26 protein-coding genes are annotated in these 21,696 nt (G+C 70.6%); 16 read left to right on the forward strand and 10 right to left on the reverse strand.

The genetic code is table 11. From position 1 onward, the window contains the following. Positions 1-40: 40 nt before the first annotated feature. Positions 41-607, reverse strand: coding sequence for a helix-turn-helix domain-containing protein (locus ACY0MJ_RS08700; protein WP_462637987.1), 567 nt, complete (start codon positions 605-607; stop codon positions 41-43). 119 nt (positions 608-726) lie between these two features. Between ACY0MJ_RS08700 and ACY0MJ_RS08705 the strand changes: the two genes are divergently transcribed. From ACY0MJ_RS08705 to ACY0MJ_RS08720, 4 genes are all read left to right on the forward strand, one after another. After that, the gene (locus tag ACY0MJ_RS08705; protein WP_462637988.1) at positions 727-1,266 is read left to right on the forward strand and encodes an amino acid synthesis family protein; all 540 of its coding nucleotides are present in this window, start codon (positions 727-729) and stop codon (positions 1,264-1,266) included. Between the two features lie 16 nt (positions 1,267-1,282). Continuing rightward, the gene (locus tag ACY0MJ_RS08710) at positions 1,283-2,197 is read left to right on the forward strand and encodes a ketopantoate reductase family protein (protein ID WP_462637989.1); all 915 of its coding nucleotides are present in this window, start codon (positions 1,283-1,285) and stop codon (positions 2,195-2,197) included. 121 nt (positions 2,198-2,318) lie between these two features. Then, positions 2,319-3,176 (forward strand): L,D-transpeptidase family protein, encoded by an 858-nt coding sequence (locus ACY0MJ_RS08715; protein ID WP_462637991.1) that lies wholly within the window; start codon positions 2,319-2,321, stop codon positions 3,174-3,176. Positions 3,177-3,236: 60 nt separating this feature from the next. Next, entirely contained in the window at positions 3,237-4,541 is a 1,305-nt protein-coding gene (locus ACY0MJ_RS08720) for an MFS transporter (protein WP_462637992.1), read from the forward strand. Here ACY0MJ_RS08720 and ACY0MJ_RS08725 read toward each other — a convergent pair whose 3' ends face one another. After that, positions 4,542-5,174, reverse strand: a complete 633-nt coding sequence (locus ACY0MJ_RS08725; protein WP_462637993.1) for a ProQ/FINO family protein — start codon at positions 5,172-5,174, stop codon at positions 4,542-4,544. 138 nt (positions 5,175-5,312) lie between these two features. Here ACY0MJ_RS08725 and ACY0MJ_RS08730 point away from each other — a divergent pair, with 138 nt between their 5' ends. Genes ACY0MJ_RS08730 through ACY0MJ_RS08745 form a run of 4 tightly spaced genes read left to right on the forward strand, consistent with a single transcriptional unit; the run spans position 5,313 to position 8,252 of the window. Continuing rightward, on the forward strand, positions 5,313-6,068 hold the full coding sequence (locus tag ACY0MJ_RS08730; protein WP_462637994.1) for an SDR family NAD(P)-dependent oxidoreductase: 756 nt from the start codon (positions 5,313-5,315) through the stop codon (positions 6,066-6,068). Between the two features lie 11 nt (positions 6,069-6,079). Next, positions 6,080-7,021 carry an acetamidase/formamidase family protein gene (locus tag ACY0MJ_RS08735; RefSeq protein WP_462637995.1) on the forward strand — a complete coding sequence of 314 codons (942 nt, stop codon included), beginning with the start codon at positions 6,080-6,082 and terminating at the stop codon, positions 7,019-7,021. Between the two features lie 22 nt (positions 7,022-7,043). Next, positions 7,044-7,424, forward strand: a complete 381-nt coding sequence (locus ACY0MJ_RS08740) for a hypothetical protein (protein WP_462637996.1) — start codon at positions 7,044-7,046, stop codon at positions 7,422-7,424. Positions 7,425-7,436: 12 nt separating this feature from the next. Beyond that, complete coding sequence (locus ACY0MJ_RS08745) at positions 7,437-8,252, forward strand: class I SAM-dependent methyltransferase (protein WP_462637997.1); 816 nt, start codon at positions 7,437-7,439, stop codon at positions 8,250-8,252. Here the strand turns inward: ACY0MJ_RS08745 and ACY0MJ_RS08750 are convergent. Continuing rightward, entirely contained in the window at positions 8,222-9,196 is a 975-nt protein-coding gene (locus ACY0MJ_RS08750) for a LysR family transcriptional regulator (protein WP_462637998.1), read from the reverse strand. The two genes, ACY0MJ_RS08745 and ACY0MJ_RS08750, sit on opposite strands and share 31 nt — an antisense overlap. 92 nt (positions 9,197-9,288) lie before the next feature. Between ACY0MJ_RS08750 and ACY0MJ_RS08755 the strand changes: the two genes are divergently transcribed. The 7 genes from ACY0MJ_RS08755 to ACY0MJ_RS08785 are packed head-to-tail and all read left to right on the forward strand — an operon-like array spanning position 9,289 to position 15,705. Beyond that, positions 9,289-10,578, forward strand: coding sequence for an aromatic ring-hydroxylating dioxygenase subunit alpha (locus tag ACY0MJ_RS08755; protein WP_462638000.1), 1,290 nt, complete (start codon positions 9,289-9,291; stop codon positions 10,576-10,578). A gap of 10 nt (positions 10,579-10,588) precedes the next feature. Beyond that, positions 10,589-11,257 (forward strand): aromatic-ring-hydroxylating dioxygenase subunit beta, encoded by a 669-nt coding sequence (locus ACY0MJ_RS08760; RefSeq protein ID WP_462638001.1) that lies wholly within the window; start codon positions 10,589-10,591, stop codon positions 11,255-11,257. A gap of 15 nt (positions 11,258-11,272) precedes the next feature. Next, a complete protein-coding gene (locus ACY0MJ_RS08765; RefSeq protein WP_462638002.1) occupies positions 11,273-12,448 on the forward strand; it encodes an ABC transporter substrate-binding protein in 1,176 nt (391 codons plus the stop codon). Then, entirely contained in the window at positions 12,445-13,365 is a 921-nt protein-coding gene (locus tag ACY0MJ_RS08770) for a branched-chain amino acid ABC transporter permease (RefSeq protein WP_462638003.1), read from the forward strand. The genes ACY0MJ_RS08765 and ACY0MJ_RS08770 overlap by 4 nt, the downstream gene beginning before the upstream one ends. Continuing rightward, positions 13,362-14,300 carry a branched-chain amino acid ABC transporter permease gene (locus ACY0MJ_RS08775; protein ID WP_462638004.1) on the forward strand — a complete coding sequence of 313 codons (939 nt, stop codon included), beginning with the start codon at positions 13,362-13,364 and terminating at the stop codon, positions 14,298-14,300. The genes ACY0MJ_RS08770 and ACY0MJ_RS08775 overlap by 4 nt, the downstream gene beginning before the upstream one ends. Further along, the gene (locus tag ACY0MJ_RS08780; RefSeq protein WP_462638005.1) at positions 14,297-15,013 is read left to right on the forward strand and encodes an ABC transporter ATP-binding protein; all 717 of its coding nucleotides are present in this window, start codon (positions 14,297-14,299) and stop codon (positions 15,011-15,013) included. Before ACY0MJ_RS08775 ends, ACY0MJ_RS08780 begins: the two co-directional genes overlap by 4 nt. A gap of 5 nt (positions 15,014-15,018) precedes the next feature. Then, entirely contained in the window at positions 15,019-15,705 is a 687-nt protein-coding gene (locus tag ACY0MJ_RS08785; protein WP_462638185.1) for an ABC transporter ATP-binding protein, read from the forward strand. A gap of 7 nt (positions 15,706-15,712) precedes the next feature. Here the strand turns inward: ACY0MJ_RS08785 and ACY0MJ_RS08790 are convergent, their stop codons facing one another. Genes ACY0MJ_RS08790 through ACY0MJ_RS08800 form a run of 3 tightly spaced genes read right to left on the reverse strand, consistent with a single transcriptional unit; the run spans position 15,713 to position 16,853 of the window. Next, positions 15,713-15,982, reverse strand: coding sequence for a hypothetical protein (locus ACY0MJ_RS08790; protein ID WP_462638006.1), 270 nt, complete (start codon positions 15,980-15,982; stop codon positions 15,713-15,715). 3 nt (positions 15,983-15,985) lie between these two features. After that, entirely contained in the window at positions 15,986-16,219 is a 234-nt protein-coding gene (locus tag ACY0MJ_RS08795; protein WP_462638007.1) for a DUF2630 family protein, read from the reverse strand. Between the two features lie 52 nt (positions 16,220-16,271). Beyond that, positions 16,272-16,853, reverse strand: a complete 582-nt coding sequence (locus ACY0MJ_RS08800; RefSeq protein ID WP_462638008.1) for a hypothetical protein — start codon at positions 16,851-16,853, stop codon at positions 16,272-16,274. 91 nt (positions 16,854-16,944) lie between these two features. Here ACY0MJ_RS08800 and ACY0MJ_RS08805 point away from each other — a divergent pair, with 91 nt between their 5' ends. Then, positions 16,945-18,708: an ABC transporter transmembrane domain-containing protein gene (locus tag ACY0MJ_RS08805; RefSeq protein ID WP_462638009.1), complete on the forward strand. Its 1,764-nt coding sequence runs from the start codon at positions 16,945-16,947 to the stop codon at positions 18,706-18,708. Between the two features lie 151 nt (positions 18,709-18,859). Here the strand turns inward: ACY0MJ_RS08805 and ACY0MJ_RS08810 are convergent, their stop codons facing one another. The 4 genes from ACY0MJ_RS08810 to nuoN are packed head-to-tail and all read right to left on the reverse strand — an operon-like array spanning position 18,860 to position 21,675. Continuing rightward, positions 18,860-19,303: a DUF1178 family protein gene (locus ACY0MJ_RS08810; protein WP_462638011.1), complete on the reverse strand. Its 444-nt coding sequence runs from the start codon at positions 19,301-19,303 to the stop codon at positions 18,860-18,862. Continuing rightward, positions 19,300-19,887 carry an NUDIX domain-containing protein gene (locus tag ACY0MJ_RS08815; RefSeq protein WP_462638012.1) on the reverse strand — a complete coding sequence of 196 codons (588 nt, stop codon included), beginning with the start codon at positions 19,885-19,887 and terminating at the stop codon, positions 19,300-19,302. Before ACY0MJ_RS08815 ends, ACY0MJ_RS08810 begins: the two co-directional genes overlap by 4 nt. Before the next feature lies 1 nt (position 19,888). After that, positions 19,889-20,191 (reverse strand): DUF2818 family protein, encoded by a 303-nt coding sequence (locus ACY0MJ_RS08820; protein ID WP_462638013.1) that lies wholly within the window; start codon positions 20,189-20,191, stop codon positions 19,889-19,891. Further along, positions 20,188-21,675, reverse strand: coding sequence for an NADH-quinone oxidoreductase subunit NuoN (gene nuoN, locus ACY0MJ_RS08825; RefSeq protein ID WP_462638014.1), 1,488 nt, complete (start codon positions 21,673-21,675; stop codon positions 20,188-20,190). The genes ACY0MJ_RS08820 and nuoN overlap by 4 nt, the downstream gene beginning before the upstream one ends. Between the last annotated feature and the right edge of the window lie 21 nt (positions 21,676-21,696).

Below are 21,696 nucleotides of genomic sequence, written 5' to 3' on the forward strand. Positions count from 1 at the left end.
GAGCAGGCAGTGTACCGCCGCCCTTGTAGCGCGGATCGAGTCAGCCGGCCGCGTTGTTCACGACGATGTAGAACAGCACCGGCTCGGTGCTCGACGGATTGTCGAACTGGTGCGGCACGTTCGCGCGGAAGTAGATCGAGTCGCCGGCAGCCAGGTCGTAGCGCTTCTCGGCCAGTCGCAGGCGCAGCCGGCCCGAAGCGACGACGAGGATCTCCTCGACCCCGGGGCGATGCGCCGGGAAGCTCCCCGAACTCTGCCCGGGCGGCAGGAAGTTGGCCACGAAGTCCACCGCACCGCCCTGCGGGACGAGCGGCGACAGCGACCTGCGTTCGAACCCCGTCGTGGGCACGGCGAACACCGGCTGCTCGCTCCTGGGCAGGACGATCACCGCCTCGCGCCGGGTGGGAGCACCGCCCACCAGCTGCGAGATGCTGACCTCGAACGCTTCCGCGATGCGCCCCAGCACCGTCGCCGTCGGGGAGGTCACGCCGCGCTCGATCTTGGAGAGCATGGACCGGCTGACGCCCGAATGCTCCTCCGCCTCGCGCAACGACCAGTTCTTCCTCTCCCGCAGCTCCTTCAGGCGCGCCCCGATCGCCTCCGTCATGCATCGCCTCGCAGTCCGCCGGATTCCACGCCCGCGAGCATAGCCGTGGTTGACGCCGGTGGACACGTTGTCTACTATGGGAGACGACAGCAGGCCGGGCCACGACCATGGGAGGTGAGATGTCCGTGTTGAGCATCCGGAAGTTCAGTGTTTTCCAGGAAGAGATCCACTTCGACCAGCGCCAGCTGCCCCAGCCGTTCAGGCACGTGATCGTGGCGGCGGTCATCCGCAATCCCTGGGCCGGCCAGGGCTACGTGGCCGACCTGAAACCCGTCGTCACCGAGATCGCGCCCGTGCTCGGCGGCCTGCTCGCCGAGCGCGCGGTTGCAGCCCTCGGCGGCTCGGCGAACGTCGAAGCGTTCGGCAAGGCCGCCGCGGTCGGACTGAACGGGGAGTACGAACACGCGAACGCCCTGATCCACACGACGCTCTTCGGCGATCCGTGCCGCAAGGCGGTGAACGGTTCCGCCTGGATGGTCGGAAACCAGAAGGTCACGCCTCCCGGGGTCACCCTCGAACTCCCGATGGCCCACAAGGTGGACGGGAAGGACCAGCGCTATTACCACGCGATCCCGATCTTCATCCCCGACGCGCCCCTTCCCGACGAGATCGTGGTCGCCGTGGGCATGGCTTCGGGCACGCGCCCGAACGCGCGCTGAAGGCGACGGACAAACCATGCGAATCGCCGTTGTCGGCCTGGGCGCGGTCGGCGGCTACTTCGGCATCCGCCTGCTGCAGGCCGGGGCCGACGTCGTGTTCCTGCAGCGCCCGGGTGCCGGCGTGCCGGTGGAGCAGCAGCACGTGCAGCTGGCGAGCCCCTTCGGCGATTGGGAGGGAACCGTGCGCCGGGTGCCGCCGTCGGACGCCCGCGCGGACATCGTGGTCGTCGCGACCAAGGCGCGTGACCTGACGGCGGCGCTCGAAGCGGCGGCGGCAGCGGCTCGCGACGGCGCGCGCGTGCTCCCCTTGTTGAACGGGGTGCGGCATCTCGAGACGCTCGCCGGCACCCTCGGCAGCGCTCCCCTGCTCGGCGGGCTGGCGCACCTGATGGTGTCGCACGACGGCGCCGGCCGGATCACCCATTCGAACCGGCTCCACCGCTTCCGCTTCGGTCACCTGAGCGGCGCTCCCGATCCCTTGCTGGACGAACTGGCGGCCCTCGCATGCTCCGCCGGCGTCGATGCTGCGCACGTGCCGGATATCGGATCGCAGATGTGGGCCAAGTTCCAGATGCTCGCCGCCTTTTCGGCGCTCGGCTGCCTCGCGCGCGCCGACGTCGGGACACTGATGTCGACGGACAACGGGCGGGCCTTGACGCTGCGCGCCCTGGACGAGACGCGGCGCATCGTCGCCGCGGAAGGCTGGCCGGTCCCGGAGGCGCACCTCGCCGAAACGCGCGAGCTGCTCACCGCGGCCGGCTCCCCGTTCCATCCCTCCATGCTGCGCGACGTGATCGCGGGCCGCGCGACGGAAGCGGACCACGTCGTGGGCGACATGGTCCGGCGCGGCCGGCGCCATGGGCTGGATTGCCCCGTCCTCGAAAGCGCGTGGACGGCACTGCAGTGCCACGAACTCCGCAGAGGCCGTTGAGGCCTGGCCGCGGCCCCTTGCGGACCGACTCCTACAGCGCCTGCTGGAATCGGCGCACCCCGGCAGCCCGGGGCCTGCCTTAGCCTGCGTCGAGACACAGCTTTCGACACAAGGTCCCCGAATGGCAACGCGTTCCCGTCCATCCCTGGCCACGTCCCTGCTGCTGGCGCTCGCCATCGCCGCCGGTCCGTCCTTCGGCGCGGAAAAGCATGAGGCAAAGGACACGAAGCCGCACGCGACACAGCAGAAGAAGAAGTCGCAGAAGGCGAGCAGCAAGAAATCCCACGCATCGCACGCGAAGAAAACCGATGCCGACAAGGCCGATGCGAAGAAGAAGGCGGATGCGAAGAAGCCCGACGACAGCAAGACCGCGTCAACGGACAAGTCCCACGGTCCGCTCGCCGACATGCGCAACGTGCGCGCCGGCAAGGACGTCGTGCACCTCGCCAACTGGGTTTCCTACACCTACGACAGCGGCCGCCGGCCCTTCGTGATCATCGACAAGAAGGCGGCGAAGATGTACGTCTTCGACGGCTGGGGCAGGCTCTGGAGCACCTCGCCGGTGCTGGTCGGCAAGGCCGTGGGCGACGACTCCGCGCCCGGCGTGGGCAGCAAGCGGCTGTCGCAGCTGAAGGCGCACGAGAAGACCACGCCGGCGGGCCGCTTCGAGGCCCGGCCGGGCAAGGACAACCACGGCAGGGACGTCGTCTGGATCGACTTCGACGCCGCGCTCTCCATCCATGCGATGGCCAGCGTCTCCGCGAGCGAGCGGCGCGCCGAGCGCATGGCGACCAAGGACCCGGGCGACAACCGCATCTCCAACGGCTGCATCAACCTGCCGGCGAAGTTCTTCAGCGGCGTGCTGCTGCCGACGGTGCGCAAGTCGGGAGCGGTCGTCTACGTGCTGCCCGAGACCCGCACCGTCGCCCAGGTGTTCGGCGCGCACGACGTCACGGCCGGCGGCAAGCGTTCGGCCTGACGCCGGGGCCGCCCGGCCCCTCGGCCTCCGTACCCGCACAATGCGGGCCCGGAGGCCCCCATGATCGCAACCCTCGCCCGCCGCCTGCCCTTCTTCTACGGCTGGATCGTCGTCGGCGTCGTCTTCGTCACGATGGCCATCTGCGTCAACGCGCGCACGGCCTTCTCGCTGCTGTTCCCGCCCATCCTCGACGAGTTCGGATGGGAGCGCGGCGTCACCGCCGGGGCCTTCTCGTTCGGCTTCGTCGTCTCCGCCGTGCTGAGCCCGCTGCTGGGGCGGCTCATGGACCGGCACGGCCCGCGCTTCGTGATGGAGATCGGCATCGCCGCGACCGCCGCGGGCCTGCTGCTCGCGACCTTCGCCGGCGAGCCCTGGCACGTCTACGTCACGCTGGGCATGCTGGTCGGCGCGGGCACGACCTTCACCGGCTACACGGGGCAGGCCCTGTTCCTGCCGAACTGGTTCGTGCGGCGCCGCGGCCTCGCGATGAGCGTCGCCTTCGCGGGCGTGGGCTTCGGCTCCATCGTCATGCTGCCGGCGCTGCAGGCCTTCGTGGAGGCGCACGGCTGGCGCGCCGGGTGCACCTTGCTGGGCGTGGTGGCGCTGGTGGTGCTCGTGCCGCTGAACCTGCTGCTGCGGCAGCGCCCGCAGGACATCGGCCTGGCGCCCGACGGCGACGCCGACACGCACGCCGCGGCGCAGGCCCGCCGGGTCAACGTGGTGGACACGGCATGGGCCGCGGTCGACTGGACGCTGCCGCGCGCGATGCGCACGGCCCGCTTCTGGTGGATCGCCGTCGCCTACTTCGCCGCCCTCTTCTCCTGGTACGCGGTGCAGGTGCACCAGACCAAGTACCTCGTGGAGACCGGCTTCGGCGCGCAGGAGGCGGCCTGGGCGCTCGGCGCCGTGAGCCTGGCGGGCGTGCCGGGGCAGATCGCGCTGGGCTGGCTCTCCGACCGCATCGGGCGCGAGATCGTCTGGGCCATCGGCAACCTCGGCTTCTGCATCACCTACGCCGCGCTGCTGGCGCTGCCGGCGCACCCGGGCGTGCCGCTGCTGTACACGATGGTGATCGCGCAGGGCGCGATCGGCTACGGCCTCACCTCCGTCGTGGGCGCGATCCCGGCCGAGATCTTCGAAGGCCGGCACTACGGGCCGATCTTCGGCACGCTGATGCTGAGCGCGCTGGCGGGCGGCGCCGTGGGCCCGTGGTTCATGGGCTTCGTGCACGACCAGACCGGCAGCTACGCGCTGGCGTTCTGGTTCGCGATCGGCTGCTCGCTGCTGTCGGCCTTCGCCATCTGGCGGGCCGCGCCCAGCGGCGTGCGCGTGGTCGCCGGGCGGGTGCGTCCCGCCCGGGCCTGACTACGCCAGCAGCCTGCCGGCTTCGGCCGGGTCCAACCCGTACATCTCGGCGAACTCCGCCACCGTCTTGCCGCTGGCCTGGAAGGCGTTCTGCAGCGCCTCGCGCCGCGCCGCCTTCTGCGCCACCAGGGAGAGGGCCTCTTCCAGCATCGCATGCACGTCGTCGTCGGGCGAGGTGAAGCGCTCGCGATACGCCTCGCGGCTCAGGCCGGACGCTTCGACGGCGGCCGCCAGCTGCGCGACGGCGCGCTGGCGTGCCTGCTCCGGCGCCTTGCCGGCGCGGCGCCTGTACAGCTCCAGGATGGCGTGGTGCACGTGCTCCGGCGCCACCGGCTCCACGGGCTGGCCCTGCAGGTCGTGGCGGGCGAGGCCGGAGGCCACGGCTTCGATGTAGCGGGTGGAGCGCGTGTGCTGGCGCAGCGCGTCCTTCAGCTCGTCCGCGGGCAGCGCCTCGGGATGCGCCGCCCGCAGGTCGTCGTAGACGCCCACCTTGAGCGGCAGGAAGCGCGCGCCGAACAGGCGCGGGTACAGCTCGAACAGTTTGTGCAGGAGGGGATGCACGGGCCGCGGCGGCTTGCGTGCGGCAGCCTGGCGGCGGGGAGCGGGCGAAGTGGCGATCGGGTCTGGGGTCATGGTCCTGTTCTTGGCGGCGTAGTTTAGTGGGGCGGGGCCCGGCCATCGGACGCCCTGCTCTACAGGAAGCCCGCGGCGGCCGCGACCTTGACATCGCGCCGGCACAGGCGCAAAACCCGCAGACCCAAGGAGACAGCCATGGACCTCGGACTCAAGGGCAAGCGGGCACTCGTCACGGGCGGCACCAAGGGCATCGGCCGGGCCATCGCCGATACCTTCGCCGACGAGGGCGCGGGCATCTCGATCTGCGCGCGCAACCACGTCGACGTCGAGATGACGGTGGCGGCGCTGAAGAAGCGGGGCGTGGCGGCCTTCGGCCGCGCGATCGACGTGAGCGACGCCGAGGCCTTGCAGGGCTGGGTGAAGGCCAGCGCCGAGGCGCTGGGCGGCATCGATGCGCTGGTGTGCAACGTCAGCGCGCTGGCCGTCGGCGACACGCCCGAGAGCTGGGCGAAGTCCTTCGCGACCGACATGATGCACACCGTCAACGCGGTGGCGGCGGCGGTGCCCTGGCTCGAGAAGTCGGACAGCGCGTCCATCGTGCTCATCTCCAGCGTCTCGGGCTTCGAGGTCGACTTCGCCGCGGGCTCGTACGGCGCCACCAAGGCGGCGCTGATCCACTACGCCAAGGGCCTCAGCCGCAAGCTCGTGGGGCAAGGCATCCGCGTCAACTGCGTCTCGCCGGGCAACACCTACTTCGACGGCGGCATCTGGCAGAACATCGAGAAGAACATGCCCGACCTGTTCGCGTCCACGCTGGACGTCAACCCGACGCACCGCTTCGGCACGCCGCAGGAGGTGGCCAACGGGGTGGTGTTCATCGCGAGCCCCGCGGCCAGCCGCATCTCCGGCGCCAACCTGGTGATCGACGGCGCGCTCACCGTGGCCGTCTGAAGGAGCACGCCATGGGCACCCTGGCCGGCCACACCATCCACAAGGACCACATCCACCACGGCTGGAACAACGCGTTCGCGCCCTGCCTGCGCATCGCGCCGGGCGAGACGGTGGAGTTCCAGACGGTCGATGCATCGTCGGGGCAGCTCACGCGCGAGTCGACCGAGGCGGACCTCGAGCGGCTCGACCTCGCGCGCGTCAATCCGGTCACCGGCCCGGTGTACATCGACGGCGCCGAGCCGGGCGATGCGCTGAAGGTGACGGTGCTGTCGCTGCGGCCCTCGGGCTGGGGCTGGACGGGCAACATCCCCGGCTTCGGCCTGCTGGCCGACCAGTTCCCCAATGCGCGCCTGCACCACTGGAACTACGACCCGGCCCTGACCCCCGCGATGTACGGGCCGGGCGGGCGCGTGCCGCTGCGGCCGTTCACGGGAACGATCGGAGTTGCCCCCGCCGCGCCCGGGCCGCACAGCATCATTCCGCCGCGCAACGTGGGCGGCAACATGGATGCCCGCGACATCGCCGAGGGCGCCGAGCTGTACCTGCCCATCGAGGTGCCGGGCGCCCTCTTCTCGGTGGGCGACACGCACGCGGCGCAGGGCGACGGCGAGGTCTGCGGCACCGCGATCGAAAGCCCGATCGACGTCGTGCTGAAGTTCGAGCTGGTGAAGAACGCGCGCCTGCGCATGCCGCGCTACGTGGTGCCCGGCCCGGTGACGAACCACTTCGACCGAAGGGGCTACGAGGTCACCACCGGCATCGGCCCCGACCTGATGGAGGGCGCGCGCATCGCCGTCTCCGAGATGGTCGAGCTGCTCAGCCGGCGCTACGGCTACCAGCCGGTCGACGCGTACATGCTGTGCAGCGTCTGCGCCGACCTGCGCATCAGTTCCATCGTCGACGTGCCCAACTGGGTGGTGTCGTACTACTTCCCGCGCGTGGTGATCGACTAGCGCACATGACCAGGAGCCCGACATGCCGATACGCACCGCATCGCTGACAAAGCGGATCTCGAAGAACGGCCAGGAACTGCATCGCGCCAGGATGCGCCGCGAGGGCGGCGAGGCGGCCCAGGAGCCGTCGGAAGCCGAACAGGCGCTGGCCGAGGAGCGCCGCATGCTCAAGGAAGAGCGCGAGAAGCGCCAGGCCCAGGCCGCGCAGCCGCGTCCGACCGCGCTCGACCGGCTGGTGCGCACGCACCACCCGCAGCCCAAGGACAAGCCGAAGGCGACGAAGGAAGAGCGGCAGGCCAGGGAAACGAAGAAGCCGAAGGCGCGCATGTCGCGCGCCGAGAAGCATGCGGAGAAGGCCGCGGCGGTGGAGGCCGCGCGCCGGTCGAAGAAGCCGGCGAAGTAGGCCCGCGGCGCGATGAACCCGTCCGCCGCCGACCGCAAGTTCGCGGGCGCCATCCCGCAGGTCTACGACCGCTATTTCGTCCCGCTCATCTTCGAGCCCTACGCCGCCGACCTCGCGCGCCGCGTGAAGGCGCTGGAGCCGGCGGCCGTGCTGGAGACGGCGGCCGGCACGGGCGTGGTGACGCGCCACCTGGCGCGCGAGCTTCCGGCGGAAGTCGCGATCACCGCCACCGACCTGAACCCGCCCATGCTGGAACAGGCAGCCAGCGTCGGCACGGCGCGTCCCGTCACATGGCGCCAGGCCGATGCGATGGAGCTGCCCTTCGACGACCGCAGCTTCGACGTCGTGGCTTGCCAGTTCGGCGTGATGTTCTTCCCCGACAAGCCCCGCGCCTTCTCGGAAGCGAAGCGCGTGCTGCGGCCCGGCGGCGCCTTCCTCTTCAACGTGTGGGACCGCATCGAGGAAAACGAATTCGTCCTCACCGTGAGCCAGGCCCTCGACGCGCTGTTCCCGCAGGCCCCGCCGCGCTTCATGCGCCGCGGGCCGCACGGCTACCACGACAAGGCGTCCATCGTGCAGGACCTGGCGCGCGGCGGCTTCAAGCCGCCGGAGATCGCCACCCTCAGCGCGCGCAGTCGCGTGGAGTCGCCGCGCGACGCGGTGATCGCCTATTGCCAGGGCTCGCCGTGGCTGGCGGAGATCGAGGCGCAGGGGCCGGACGCGCTGGCGCGGGCGCTGGACGCCGGCACGCAGGCGCTGGAGCGGCGCTTCGGTCCCGGGCCGATCGAGGGGCGGATTCAGGCGCACGTGGTGGTGGCGCGGGCCTGAACGGCAAGGCGGCCCTTCGCCACCGCTTTCAGGCTTTCCTCCAGCGCCACCATCGCCTCGCTCGCGACGATATCGCGCCGCGTCGTGATCCCCACGTGCCGCTCCCACGCGGAGCCGATGCCCTCCAGCGGGCGCAGCAGCCCGGCCTTGTGCTCCCAGTGGATCATCTCCAGCGGCACGAAGCTGAGGAAGTCGCCCTGCATCACCAGCGTCTTCATCAGGATCGCCGAACTGGTTTCCACCGCCGCGCGCGGCGCCTCGACGCCGGCGTGCGCGAAGAGTTCGTCCAGCGCCTTGCGTTCCAGCTCCCAGCGGCGCGCCAGCACCCAGGGGTAGGCGGCCAGGTCGGCCGCGCTCACGCGCCGGCGGCCCGCGAGCGGATGCTCCGGCCGGGCGATCACCACGGCCTGGTCCACGTACAGCGCCTGGTGGCTCAGCTCCGGCAGCATCGTGCTGCTCGGGATCGAGGAGAGCGCGCATTCGATCTCGCCGTGCCGCACCATGGGCATCAGCCTCTCGTTCAGCCCGTACTCCACGCTCACCCGCAGCTGCGGGTGCGCCTGCCGCAGGTGCTCCAGCGCGAGCGGCAGCAGGCGCATCGCCTCCGAGGGGCCGCAGCCCACCTGCAGCGTGGTCGCACCGTCCAGGCGCAGGCGCCCGACGCGCGTCCACGCGGCGTGCAGTTCGGCCTCGACGCGCTTGAAGTGCTCGACCAGGGTGTCCGCGTAGGGCGTGCCCTTCACGCCGAAGCGGTGGCGCTCCAGCAGCGTCACGCCCAGGTCCACCTCCAGCGACTTGATGCTGGAGCTCAGCGCCGGCTGCGATACGCCCAGCGTTTCCGCCGCACCCGACAGGCTGCCCTCCGACAGGGCCGCGCGCAGGTGGCGCAGCCGCCGCAGATCGAGGGTTTCCACCAACTCGCCGGGACGGATGGAGGCTGACATTCGCGGAATCTATGGCAATTCGACCCGCGTGAATAGGAGGACGAACGCGCCCCTGCCTAGAATTTTTGCGAGCCACAGCTGGAGGGCCTGCCGTGAATGTCGACCAACTCGTCGAACCCGATCGTGTGCACCGCAGCGTCTATACCGACGCCGCCATCTTCGACGCGGAGATGGAGAAGATCTTCGAACGCACCTGGGTCTACTGCGGCCACGAGTCGCAGGTGAAGGCCCCGGGCGACTACTGGGCGGTGACCATCGGCCGCCAGCCGATGCTGATGGTGCGCCAGGGCGACGGCAGCATCCGCGTGCTCTACAACCGCTGCCCGCACCGCGGCGTGCAGGTCGCCGGCAACCGCTGCGGCAACACCGGCAGCGCCCTGGTCTGCTCCTACCACGCGTGGAGCTTCCACCTCGACGGCCGCGTGCGCGCGATCCCGCTCGCGCAGGGCTACGAGAACACGCGCATGACGCGCGACAACCCCGACTGCTCGATGAAGCAGGCGCCGCGCGTGGACAGCTACCGCGGCTTCGTCTTCGCGAGCCTCGCGCCCGAGGGCGAGAGCCTGCTGGAGTTCCTGGGCGAGGCGAAGGTCGCCTTCGACGACATGTGCGACCGCTCGCCGGTCGGCGAAGTGGAGGTGGTTCCCATCTGCCATCGCGTGATCCAGCAGTCGAACTGGAAGTTCTTCATGGAGAACCAGCTCGACGCGCTGCACCCTTCGGTCACGCACCAGTCCACCGGCATCGCCGCCGGCCGCGTCGAGAAGCGCCTGAAGGCGGAGCGCGGCGCCGCGCCCCTGTACTACCACTACCTCTCGGCCTTCGCGTCGAACTTCGAGCAGTGGGACAACGTGCAGACCATCAACTTCCCGCGCGGCCACGGCATCCTGAAGGCCTACATGGGCCTGCGCCCACAGGACCCCGACACCAAGGCGCACGAGGCGCTGCTGGAGCAGGCCTACGGCAAGGAGAAGATGGAGGAGTACCTCTCGCGCAGCATCCACCACGTGCTGGTGTATCCCTATCTCTCGGTGCAGAGCCCGCTGCAGCAGCTGCGCTGCATGCGGCCGATCTCGGCGGACAAGACGCTGTCGGAGATCTGGCACTTCCGCCTGAAGGGCGCGCCGGAGGCGATCTACCGCCGCAGCCTCTGGTACTACAACCTCGTCAACTCGCCGGCCACGATGATCAACGCCGACGACCTGGAGAACTGGACCAAGGCGCAGTGGGGCCTGCAGTCCAAGGGCCTGGACTGGGTGAGCTTCCACCGCTGGTACGGCGACGACCGCGAGGAGGACGGCGTGACCTACTCCAACCACGGCACGTCCGAGGCGGTGATGCGCAACCAGTTCCGCGCCTGGGCGCAGTACATGGCGCAATGAGGAGCCCGCGATGACCGAACCCCGCACCATTCCCAACGCCGGGCCCGACTTCGAGCACCTGCTCGCCCAGGACGTCGTGATCGCCGGCAGCGACGCGCGCGCGAGCGGCGCCCAGGCCGTCGCGCCCGACCACTCGCCGGTGGCGCCGCAGGCCGGAATGCCGCGCGCGATCGAGACCATCCCCAAGCCGGCGCTCACGGCCGGCGCCGACCTTCAGCGCGAAGTGGAGCAGTTCCTCTATCGCCAGGCCGAGCTGCTCGACGGCAAGCACTGGCAGGCCTGGATGGACTGCTTCGCCGACGACGGCGTCTACTGGATGCCGGTGACGCCGCAGCAGACCGAATGGGAAGGTTCGCCCTCGATCTTCGCCGAGGACAAGCTGATGATGGAGATCCGCAAGGGCCGCATCAGCCACCCGAACGCCTGGTCGCAGGCGCCGGCCTGGGAGACCAGCCACCTGGTGAGCCACGTCGCGATCGAGTCGGCCAGCCAGCGCGAGATCGTCGTGCGTTCGCGCTTCCACATGATGGAGCTGCGGCGCGACGAGATCCGCCATTTCGGCGGCAGCTACCGGCACACGCTGGCGCGCGGGCCCGGGGGGCTGCGCATCCGCCTGCAGCGCGTGGACCTGTTCAACAGCCAGGCCCCGTTCGACTACGTGCTGCAGATCTGGGTTTGATCCAAGGAGACGACCATGCACCGCTTGCTCGCACCCGCCCTCGCCCTCAGCCTGGCTGCCACCGCCTTCGCCGCGCAGGCGCACGAGCGCGTGAAGGTCGGCTTCGTCAGCACCTTGTCCGGCCCATCCTCGGCGCTGGGCATCGACATCCGCGACGGCTTCCTGCTGGCCGTGAAGATGCGCGGCGGCAAGCTGGGCGGCCTGCCGGCCGACGTGATCGTCAACGACGACCAGTTCAGCCCCGAGGTCGGGCGGCAGCTGTTCGAGCGCGACGTGAAGCGCGACAAGGTGGACTTCATGACCGGCGTGGTGTTCTCCAACATCATGCTGGCGGCGCTGCCCGAGGCGATCGACAACGGCGTGGTCTACATCAGCCCGAACGCGGCGCCCTCCTCCATCGCCGGCAAGGACTGCAACCCGCTGTTCTTCGCGGCGAGCTGGCCCAACGACGCGTACCACGAGGCGGCGGGCGCATTCGCGAACCAGCGCGGGCTGAAGAACGCGTACCTGGTCGCGCCGAACTACCAGGCCGGCAAGGACTCGCTCTCCGGCTTCAAGCGCACCTTCAAGGGCCAGATCGCCGGCGAGACCTACACGAAGCTCGGGCAGCTCGATTACTCTGCGGAGCTCGCCGAGATCCGGGCCGCCAAGCCGCAGGCCGTGTACATCTTCCTGCCCGGCGGCATGGGCATCAACTTCATCAAGCAGTTCGTGGGCGCCGGCCTGAGCAAGGACGTGATGCTGCTGCTGCCCGGCTTCAGCGCCGACCAGGACGTGATCCGCGCCGTCGGCACGCCCATGGCCGGCCTGTTCAACACGGCGCACTGGTCGCCCGACCTGGACAACGCGGCCAACCGCAAGTTCGTCGCCGAGTTCGAGAAGGAATACAAGCGCGTGCCCACGGTCTATGCCTCGCAGGGCTACGACACGGCGCTGCTGATCGACGCCGCCGTGCGCGACGTGAAGGGCAGGATCGAGGACAAGGAAGCCTTGCGCAAGGCGCTGAAGGCGGCGCGCTTCGAGTCCGTGCGCGGCCCCTTCAAGTTCAACACCAACCAGTACCCGATCCAGAACTACTACGTGCGCACCGTCGGCAGCGACGGGCACGGCGGCCTCGTCAACAAGTCCTTCAGCGAACCGATCCTGAAGGCCCACGGTGACGCCTACGTGCAGCAGTGCCCCATGAAGTGAGCGGGGTCCTGCTGTTCGAGCAGGCCCTGAACGGCCTGCAATACGGGTTGATGCTCTTCCTGCTGGCGGCGGGCCTGACCATCGTGTTCGGCGTGATGGACATGATCAACCTGGCGCACGGCTCGCTGTACATGGTGGGCGCGTTCTTCGCCGCCTGGCTGGTGCCGCTGGCCGGGTCCTTCTGGCTGGGCGTCGCCGGGGCCATCGTGCTCACGGCCGTGTTCGCGATGCTGCTGGAGACCAGCCTGCTGCGCACGCTCTACGCGCGCGACCACCTTTCGCAGGTGCTCGCGACCTTCGCGCTGATCCTGATCCTGAACGACGCCGTGAAGATGGTGTTCGGCACCGACCGGCCGCTGTCCGCTCCCGAGGCGCTGTCCGGCCCGGTGGCGTTGCCGCTCGGACTGCAGTACCCGGCCTGGCGCCTGCTGATCATCGCCGTGGGCCTGCAGCTCGCGGCCCTCCTGTACCTGCTGGTGCAGAAGACGAAGCTGGGCGCGCTGGTGCGCGCCGGCGCGTCCAACCGCGAGATGAGCAGCGCCATGGGCGTGAACGTGCCGCGGCTGTTCACGGCGGTGTTCGGCCTCGGCGCGGCGCTGTGCGCTGTGGCAGGCGCCCTGCTCGGCCCGTTGCTGGCCGTCCAGGTGGGCATGGGCGAGAACATCCTGATCCCCGCCTTCGTGGTGGTCGTGATCGGCGGCGTCGGTTCGATCCGCGGCGCCCTGGCCGGCGCGCTGCTGGTGGGCGTGGTGGACACGCTGGGGCGCACCGCCTTGCAGCAGGTGCTGCGCGAGGCGCTGCCGCCGCAGTGGGCCAGCGCCGCGGGCCCGGCGCTCGCCTCCGTGGCCGTGTACGTGCTGATGGCCGCCGTGCTGGTCTGGCGGCCGCAGGGCCTCTTGCCAGTGCGGGGCCGATGAGGGCGGGCCGCGTCGCCGCCGTCGCCGCCCTGGCCGCCGCGCTCGCGCTGCCCTGGATCCTGCGCCTGGCAGGCGCCGACTTCTACCTGGGGCTCGCGACGCGCGTGCTGGTGTTCGCGATCGCGGCGACCAGCCTCAACCTGCTGCTCGGCTACGCGGGCATGGTGTCGCTGGGGCATGCGGCCTTCGTCGGCCTGGGGAGCTACGTGAGCGGCGTGCTGCTCGCCAAAGGGCTGCAGGGCGCGGGCGTGCACCTGCTGGCCGTGGTCGCGGTCACCGGCCTCGCGGCACTGGTGATCGGCGCGATCTCGCTGCGCACGCGCGGCGTGTACTTCATCATGATCACGCTCGCCTTCGCGCAGATGCTGTTCTACCTGGCCAACTCCATGAAGGCCTACGGCGGCGACGAAGGCCTGCGGGTGCGCGCGCGCGTGCTGCTGCCCTTCGGCGGCGACCTGCGCGACGACCTCACGCTCTACTTCGTCTGCCTGGCGCTGCTGGCCGCCGCGCTGCTGGCGCTGGCGCGCTTTTCCGGCTCGCGCGCGGGCCGGGCCGTGCGGGCGCTGCGCGACGACGAGGTGCGGGCCGAGGCCCTGGGTCTGCCGGTCTTCCGCTGGAAGCTGGCGATCTTCGTCGTGGCGGGCATCGTGGGCGGTATCGCCGGCGCGCTGAACATGAACCTGCAGGGCTATGTCAGCCCGCACGGCCTGCACTGGACGGCCTCGGGCACGCTGCTCGTGATGGTGGTGCTGGGCGGCGCGGGCACGCTGTGGGGCGGCGTCGCCGGCGCGGCGGTGCTGCTGCTGTTGCAGGAAGTGCTGGCGGCGTACACGCCCTACTGGGGCTTCTGGGTCGGATGGGTGCTGCTGGCCGTCGTGCTGTTCGCGCGGCAGGGCCTGGCCGGGCTCTGGCCCGTTGCATGGAGGCGCGCATGACCGAGGCGCTGCTGCAGGTGCGCGGGCTGCGCAAGCGCTTCGGCGGTCTCGTCGTCACAGACGGCGTGGACCTGGACGTGCGCGAGGGGGAGATCCACGCGCTCATCGGCCCCAACGGCGCCGGCAAGACGACCCTGGTGGCGCAGCTCGCCGGGGAACTGCGCAGCGACGCGGGCAGCGTGCACTTCGCCGGCCGCGACATCACGCACCTGAGCGTGCATCGCCGCGCGCGGCTGGGGCTGGTGCGCTCCTTCCAGGTGACGCGGCTGTTCCGCAGCCTGACGGTGGCCGAACACGTGGCGTTCGCGCTGCATGCGGCGGGGCGCCGCGGCGCGGCCGGTGGCGAGGTGCTCGAGCGGATGGGACTCGCGGCGCGTGCGCCGGCCGGCATTGAAGCGCTCTCGCACGGCGAGCGGCGCGCGCTGGAGGTCGCGCTCGCGCTCGCGAGCGAGCCGCGCCTGGTGCTGCTGGACGAACCGCTCGCGGGACTCGGCGCGCAGGAGTCCGAGGCGATGTCGCAGCGCATCGCGGCGCTGCGGGGCCGCTGCGCCGTGCTGCTGATCGAGCACGACGTCGACGCGGTGTTCCGCCTCGCCGACCGCGTGAGCGTGCTGGTGGGCGGCGCGCTGATCGCGAGCGGCACGCCGGCGCAGGTGCGGCAGGACCCGGGCGTGATCGCCGCCTACCTGGGCGAGACGGAGGAGGTGCCGTGAGCGCGCTGCTTTCCGTGCGCGGACTGTGCGCCGGCTACGGCGGCAGCCAGGTCCTGTTCGACGCGGAGCTGGATATCGCACCCGGCGAGATCGTCGGCCTGCTCGGTCGCAACGGCATGGGCAAGACGACGCTCGTGCGCACGGTCATGGGCCTGCTGCCCCTGTCCTCGGGCAGCGTGCATTTCCTGGGCCGTCCGCTCGCGGGCCTGGCCGCGCACCAGGTCGCGCGCCGCGGCATCGCGCTGGTGCCGGAGGGCCGGCAGGTGTTTCCCAACCTCACGGTGGAGGAGCACCTGGGCGCCTTCGCGCGGCCGGGCCCGTGGACGCCCGCCAGGCTGTTCGAACTCTTCCCGCGCCTGGCCGAACGGCGCGGCCACATGGGCCACCAGCTCTCCGGCGGCGAGCAGCAGATGCTCGCGATGGCGCGGGCGCTGGTGACGAACCCCAAGCTGCTGGTGCTCGACGAGGCGACCGAAGGCCTCGCACCGCTGGTGCGCGAGGAGATCTGGCGCACGCTCGGCGTGCTGCGCGCGGCGGGCCACTCGATGCTGGTGGTCGACAAGTACGTGCAGCGGCTCGTGCGCCTGGCCGACCGGCACGTGATCCTGGAAAAGGGCCGCGTCGCGTGGCGCGGGACGTCGGCGGAGCTGGATGCGGACCGCGCGATCTGGACGCGCTACCTCGGCATCTGAAAAAGCGCTAGATCCGCGCGAGCAGCAGTCCCAGCAAGAACGCGCCCGTCAGCGCCGCCACGGGTTTCGCGCGCACCTGGTCGCGCGCCGCATCGAGCATGCCGCGGCGTCGCGTGCGTTCGCGCATGGGCGCCATCGCGGCGCTTTCTTCCTGCGGCGTCGCGACCTCGACCACCACGACTTCTTCCTCGATGAGCTCGACCTCGTCGCCCACGTCGCCCACGTCGGGCAGGCGCGTGTCGCCGGTGAGCTTCAGGCGGTTGCGGGGGTTGGGCATGGCCTAGCCCTGGTAGTGCTCGACCGTGCCGATGTCGCGCGGCTGCGCGGCGTCCGGGTCCTGGCCGAACTCGCGGCGGGCGCGGCGCTGGCGCAGCAGGTCCCAGCACTGGTCCAGCTGCTCCTCCACGTGCTTCAGGCGCTGCGCCTTGGTTTCCGCCGAGGCGCTGCCGTCCCGCAGCTGGTGTTCCTCTTCGATCAAGCGCGAGATGTGGTCGAGGATGCTCTGGTCGCTCATGGCTGCTCCTTGGGCTCGTCCCATTCTAGGCCGCGGCCCCGACGTCGGGGGCTCAGTCCTCGCCCATGTGCAGCCATTCCTCCTCGGCCATGGACTGCATGAAGGCCATCACGTCTTCGAGCACGCCGCCGCGTTCGGCCCATTCGATGTGCTCGCGGAAGCACAGCCGCTTGGTGAGCGAAGGCGTGACGGCCCACGCGGCCCCGGTCGGCGGCGCTGGCGGCTGCGCGGTGCCGCGCAAGGTCTTGCGCGCGGGCAGCAGCGCCACGAGGGCGTCCCAGCGCTGCGGGCGCGGACAGACGCGGTTGTTGCGCCGGGCGAGCAGCATCGCGGTCTCGAGCGTGAAGAGCGCCTGCTTGTCGGCCGCGGCAGGCGGCTTGCGCGGCGAAAGCCCGCGGCCCGCGGACGGCTGCGTCGGCGCCCACGCGGGCTCGCCGCCGCGGGCGGGCAGGTGCGGCATCGGCGCCGTCTTGGCGAAGCGCCGCTCGTGCTGCTGCGAGACTTCGGTCCACAAGGCCCAGCCGGAATCGCCGTCCCGGAAGACGGCTTCCGGCGCGGGAATGGGGTCGCCCGGCACCCAGGGGCGCTCGAGGTCTTGCGGACGTGTTTTCTTGGTACTGCGGTGAGGGGGCATGACTTCCTCCACTGTACTGCCGCGGCGGGTGTCCGGCGCCGATTCCCGTCCCCGCGACAGAGGCAATCCGGCACGGCTCTACACTGCCGCGATGCCCGCCGCCTCCCGCACGCCCCGCTCGTTGTCCGGCCTGCTGCCCTTCCTTCAGCCGTACCGCGGGCGCATCCTGCTGGCGGGACTGTTCCTGCTGCTGGCGGCGGCGGCGATGCTGGTGTTCCCGGTCGCGCTGCGCACGATGATCGACCGCGGCATCGCCGCCGATCCCGGCACGCGGCTCGTCGCGCTGCGCAGCCACTTCCTGATGCTGTTCGGCGTCGCGGTGGGCCTGGGCCTGTTCTCCGCCGGCCGCTTCTACATGGTGAGCTGGCTGGGCGAACGCGTCACGGCCGACCTGCGCAGCGCCGTCTATGCCCACGTGCTGCAGCAGAGCCCGGCCTTCTTCGAGCACACGCAGACCGGCGAGGTGCTGTCGCGCCTGACCACCGACACGACGCTGGTGCAGACCGTCGTCGGCTCCTCCTTCTCGCTGGGATTGCGCAACCTCGTCATGGGCGTCGGCGCGCTCGCGATGCTGGTGATCACGCACCCCTACGTGATGACGCAGGTGCTGCTGGTGGTGCTGCTGGTCATCCTGCCGGCGATGGCCTTCGGCCGGCGCGTGCGCCGCCTCTCGCGCGCGAGCCAGGACCGCGTCGCCGATTCCAGCGCGATCGCCGCGGAGGTGCTCAACGCGATTCCCGTCGTGCAGAGCTACGCGGCGGAGGAGCGCGAGGCGCAGCGCTTCCGCGCGGCGACCGAGGGCGCCTTCGCCACCGGCATCCGCCGCACGCGGGCCCGCGCCGCACTCGTCGCCTTCGTGATCATCGCCAACGCCGGACTGATGCTGTGGGGCCTCTACGAGGGGACGCAGGCGGTGCTGCGCGGCGACCTGAGCGCCGGCCAGCTGGGGCAGGCGGCGCTCTACGTCGCGATCTTCGCCGGCGCGATCGCGGTGCTGGGCGAGGTCTACGGCGACCTGCTGCGCGCCGCCGGCGCGACGGAGCGCCTGATGGAGCTGCTGGCGAGCCGCTCGCCGGTGACCTCGCCCGAGCAGCCGCTCTCGCCGCCGGCGCCGCGCGCGGGCAGCAGCGTGCGCATCGCGAACCTGCGCTTCCACTATCCCTCGCGTCCGGCGACGCCGGCGCTGGCGGACTTCGCGCTGGAAGTCGCGCCGGGCGAGACGGTCGCGCTGGTGGGCCCCAGCGGCGCCGGCAAGACGACGGTGTTCCAGCTGCTGCTGCGCTTCTACGACCCCCAGCAGGGCGAGATCGCGATCGACGGTGCGCCGGTGCGCGCCCTGCGCCTGCAGGACCTGCGCGAGCGCATCGGGCTGGTGCCGCAGGAGCCGGTGATCTTCTCGGCCTCGGCGCTGGAGAACATCCGCTACGGGCGGCCCGGCGCGAGCGACGCCGAAGTGCACGCGGCCGCCCGCGGCGCCTTCGCGGACGGATTCATCCGCGCCCTGCCCGAGGGTTACGACACCTTCCTCGGCGAACGCGGCGTGCGCCTCTCGGGCGGCCAGCGCCAGCGCATCGCGATCGCGCGCGCGATGCTGAAGAATCCGCCGCTGCTGCTGCTGGACGAAGCTACCAGCGCCCTGGACGCCGAGAGCGAACGCATGGTGCAGGCGGCGCTCGCGTCGGCGATGCGCGACCGCACGACGCTGGTCATCGCCCACCGCCTCGCCACCATCCAGCAAGCCGACCGCATCGTGGTCCTGGACCACGGCCGGATCGTCGAATCGGGCAGGCACGAGGAACTGATGGCGCAAGGCGGCGTCTATGCGCGGCTGGCGGCGCTGCAGTTCATGACTTGAAGGTGCGTGCCTCGGTGAGATGAAGAACGCAGAGGACGCAGAGGTTACGCAGAGAGCGCAGAGAAGACCATTTTTTATGGCTGTTCCTCTGCGTCTTCTGCGTAACCTCTGCGCCCTCTGCGTTCCAATTCTTCGCGCCGCGCGACCTCGCCTACTGCAGCGGCCCCTTGAGCCCCTTCGGGATCGGCAGCGGCAGCACGCCGATCCCCTCTTCGAGGAGCGCCTGGGTTTCCTCTCGGGAGGCCTGGCCGCGGATGCCGCGTTCCTCGGATTCGCCGTAGTGGATCTTGCGGGCTTCCTCGGCGAAACGCTCGCCGACGTCCTCGGTGTTGGCCAGGACCTGGCGCACCATCTTCATCCACGCGGCCTGCAGCTGCGCGTCGGGCGTGGCCATCACCTCCTGCTTGCCCGGCCGGGCGGGGTCGGAGGCACCCAGGTTCAGGCGCGGGGCGCTGGGCAGCTTGCCCACCTCCACGTCGCCGCACACGGGGCATTCCACCAGCCCGCGGGCGAGCTGGTCCTGGAAGTCTTCTTCGGAACCGAACCAGCCCTCGAAGCCGTGGGCCTGGCTGCACTGGAGGTTGAGGACCTTCATGGGGTGGAAGGTAAGGCCTGCCAGTCCAGTTTCCAAGTCCCCGCCAGCACGTTCTGCACCCAGGCGGCGGCGGCCAGGGTCTTGGAGTCGACGATCCGGCCGTCCCGGCACCAGCCCAGGAACTCCTCGGGCGTGGCCGTGAACACGTCCAGGAACTCGCCGGCGTCCAGCTGCCTGCCGCGGTGCTCCAGCCCGCGCGCGAACCAGATCTGGATCGCCTCGTCGGAGTAGGCGACCGTGGGGTACATCGTGAAGGCGTAGGCCCACTCGCGGGCCACGTAGCCGGTCTCCTCCAGCAGCTCGCGCTGGCCGCAGGCCAGGACGTCCTCGCCGGCGTCCAGCTTGCCGGCCGGGATCTCGATCATCACCTGCCGCGTCGGATGGCGGTACTGCCGCTCGAGCACGATGCGGCCGTCGTCCGTGAGCGGCACGATGGCCACGGCGCCGGGGTGCAGCACGTATTCACGGAACGCCGATCCGCCGTCGGGCAGGCGCACCGTCTCGCGCACGATGTGCAGGAAGTGCCCCTTGAGCAGCTCCTCGCGGGCGGTGGTGTGCTCCCTCAGGTGCGCGTCGTCCTGCATGTCAGTGCCTCGGCTTGTAGAGATACCGCCAGACGAAGCCGGGGAAGGCGAAGGTGAGGAACAGCGCGCCGGTGATGGCGTAGAACTCCCAGCCCTGGGGCGCGATCTGGCCCGCGCGCTTCTCCAGCAGCATCCCGATGCCGCCGACCACGAAGTACAGGAACACCAGTTCCGCCAGCCGCACGCCCAGGCTCTTGCCGCCCGCGAGCGGCACGATGCCCAGGACGCGCTGGGTCAGGAACGGCAGGTTGGCGGCCACGAAGGCCAGCACGAGCACCAGCCAGATGGCGCCGGTCTGGTTCACGACCCGAGCATCTTCACGATGGCCTGGGCGCAGAGCGTCATCAGGCCCCCCGGCAGGATGCCCAGCACCAGCACCAGCGCGCCGTTGATCGTGAGCACCACGCGCACGTCGGCCGGGGCCGTGACGGTGGTGGCCGTGATCGGCTCGTCGAAGTACATCACCTTCACCACGCGGATGTAGTAGAAGGCGGCCACCAGCGACATGAGCACCGCGAACACGGCGAGGCCCACGTAGAAAGGCGTGCCCGAGACCACCAGGGCCTGCAGCACCGCCAGCTTGGCGTAGAAACCCACCAGCGGCGGGATGCCCGTGAGCGAGAACAGGCAGATCGCCATGATGCCGGCGTACAGCGGGCTGCGCTGGTTCAGGCCGGCGAAGTCGGCGATCTCCTCGCTCTCGAAGCCCTCGCGCGCCAGCAGGAGGATGACGCCCACGGCGGCCATGAAGGTCAGCACGTAGGTCACCATGTAGAACATCGCGGAGCTGTAGGCGTTGCGGGTGAACGCCGGGTCGCCGGCGACCACGCCGGACAGCAGGCCCAGCACCACGAAGCCCATCTGGCCGATCGTCGAATAGGCCAGCATGCGCTTGAGGTTGGTCTGCGCGATGGCGGCCAGGTTGCCGATCAGCAGCGAGCCCACGGCCAGCACGACGAGCATCTGCTGCCAGTCGATCGCCAGCGGCAGCATGCCTTCCACCAGCAGGCGGATCGCGATCGCGAACGCCGCGAGGTCGGGCGCCGTGCCGATGATCACCATGATGACGGTCGGCGCGCCCTGGTAGACGTCCGGGATCCACATGTGGAAGGGCGCGGCGCCCAGCTTGAACGCGAGGCCGGCGACGATGAAGACCAGGCCGAACACCAGCACGGCGTGCTTCACCTGGCCGGTGGCGATCACCTTGAACACCGTGCCGACGTCCAGCGAGCCCGTGGCGCCGTACAGCATCGACATGCCGTACAGCAGGAAGCCCGAGGCCATGGCGCTCAGCACGAAGTACTTCATCGCCGCCTCGGTCGCGACGGCGTTGTCGCGGCGCAGGGCGACCAGCGCGAAGCTGGAGAGGGACATCAGCTCCAGGCCCAGGTACAGGACCAGGAAGTTGTTGCCCGACATCATGACGAACATGCCCAGCAGCGCGAACAGCGACAGCGTGAACAGCTCGCCGCCGCGCAGCATGCCGCGGTCGCCGGCGTAGGGGCGGCCGTACACCAGGCAGGCCATCATCGCGATCGACGCGAAGCACTTGAGCCAGTTGCCCATGGCGTCGCTGACGACCATGCGGTTGAAGCCGTAGGTGGTGTCGCCCTGCGCCGCGAGGTCGCCGGTCATCCAGGCGACGGCGGCCATCGTCAGGAGGGTCAGCCAGTAGGTGACGTTGCGCAGGCGGCTCTTCACGCCCAGGTCCACCAGGGCGACGACGCAGGTCATCACCAGCAGCAGGATTTCGGGCGCGACGACCGCGAGACTCGTGGAATCGATCATGTGCTTGTTCTCCCGGCCGTC

The organism is Ramlibacter sp. bp-362 (assembly GCF_054956735.1).

Coding starts and splice junctions, on each gene's coding strand:
- ACY0MJ_RS08720 (WP_462637992.1), top strand. CDS start 3,237: ATGATCGCAACCCTCGCCCGCCGCCTGCCCTTCTTCTACGGCTGGATC.
- ACY0MJ_RS08795 (WP_462638007.1), bottom strand. CDS start 16,219: ATGAGCGACCAGAGCATCCTCGACCACATCTCGCGCTTGATCGAAGAG.
- ACY0MJ_RS08745 (WP_462637997.1), top strand. CDS start 7,437: ATGAACCCGTCCGCCGCCGACCGCAAGTTCGCGGGCGCCATCCCGCAG.
- ACY0MJ_RS08780 (WP_462638005.1), top strand. CDS start 14,297: ATGACCGAGGCGCTGCTGCAGGTGCGCGGGCTGCGCAAGCGCTTCGGC.
- ACY0MJ_RS08790 (WP_462638006.1), bottom strand. CDS start 15,982: ATGCCCAACCCCCGCAACCGCCTGAAGCTCACCGGCGACACGCGCCTG.
- ACY0MJ_RS08760 (WP_462638001.1), top strand. CDS start 10,589: ATGACCGAACCCCGCACCATTCCCAACGCCGGGCCCGACTTCGAGCAC.
- ACY0MJ_RS08740 (WP_462637996.1), top strand. CDS start 7,044: ATGCCGATACGCACCGCATCGCTGACAAAGCGGATCTCGAAGAACGGC.
- ACY0MJ_RS08800 (WP_462638008.1), bottom strand. CDS start 16,853: ATGCCCCCTCACCGCAGTACCAAGAAAACACGTCCGCAAGACCTCGAG.
- ACY0MJ_RS08750 (WP_462637998.1), bottom strand. CDS start 9,196: ATGTCAGCCTCCATCCGTCCCGGCGAGTTGGTGGAAACCCTCGATCTG.
- ACY0MJ_RS08715 (WP_462637991.1), top strand. CDS start 2,319: ATGGCAACGCGTTCCCGTCCATCCCTGGCCACGTCCCTGCTGCTGGCG.
- ACY0MJ_RS08710 (WP_462637989.1), top strand. CDS start 1,283: ATGCGAATCGCCGTTGTCGGCCTGGGCGCGGTCGGCGGCTACTTCGGC.
- nuoN (WP_462638014.1), bottom strand. CDS start 21,675: ATGATCGATTCCACGAGTCTCGCGGTCGTCGCGCCCGAAATCCTGCTG.
- ACY0MJ_RS08775 (WP_462638004.1), top strand. CDS start 13,362: ATGAGGGCGGGCCGCGTCGCCGCCGTCGCCGCCCTGGCCGCCGCGCTC.
- ACY0MJ_RS08705 (WP_462637988.1), top strand. CDS start 727: ATGTCCGTGTTGAGCATCCGGAAGTTCAGTGTTTTCCAGGAAGAGATC.
- ACY0MJ_RS08805 (WP_462638009.1), top strand. CDS start 16,945: ATGCCCGCCGCCTCCCGCACGCCCCGCTCGTTGTCCGGCCTGCTGCCC.
- ACY0MJ_RS08810 (WP_462638011.1), bottom strand. CDS start 19,303: ATGAAGGTCCTCAACCTCCAGTGCAGCCAGGCCCACGGCTTCGAGGGC.
- ACY0MJ_RS08815 (WP_462638012.1), bottom strand. CDS start 19,887: ATGCAGGACGACGCGCACCTGAGGGAGCACACCACCGCCCGCGAGGAG.
- ACY0MJ_RS08765 (WP_462638002.1), top strand. CDS start 11,273: ATGCACCGCTTGCTCGCACCCGCCCTCGCCCTCAGCCTGGCTGCCACC.
- ACY0MJ_RS08725 (WP_462637993.1), bottom strand. CDS start 5,174: ATGACCCCAGACCCGATCGCCACTTCGCCCGCTCCCCGCCGCCAGGCT.
- ACY0MJ_RS08735 (WP_462637995.1), top strand. CDS start 6,080: ATGGGCACCCTGGCCGGCCACACCATCCACAAGGACCACATCCACCAC.
- ACY0MJ_RS08730 (WP_462637994.1), top strand. CDS start 5,313: ATGGACCTCGGACTCAAGGGCAAGCGGGCACTCGTCACGGGCGGCACC.
- ACY0MJ_RS08700 (WP_462637987.1), bottom strand. CDS start 607: ATGACGGAGGCGATCGGGGCGCGCCTGAAGGAGCTGCGGGAGAGGAAG.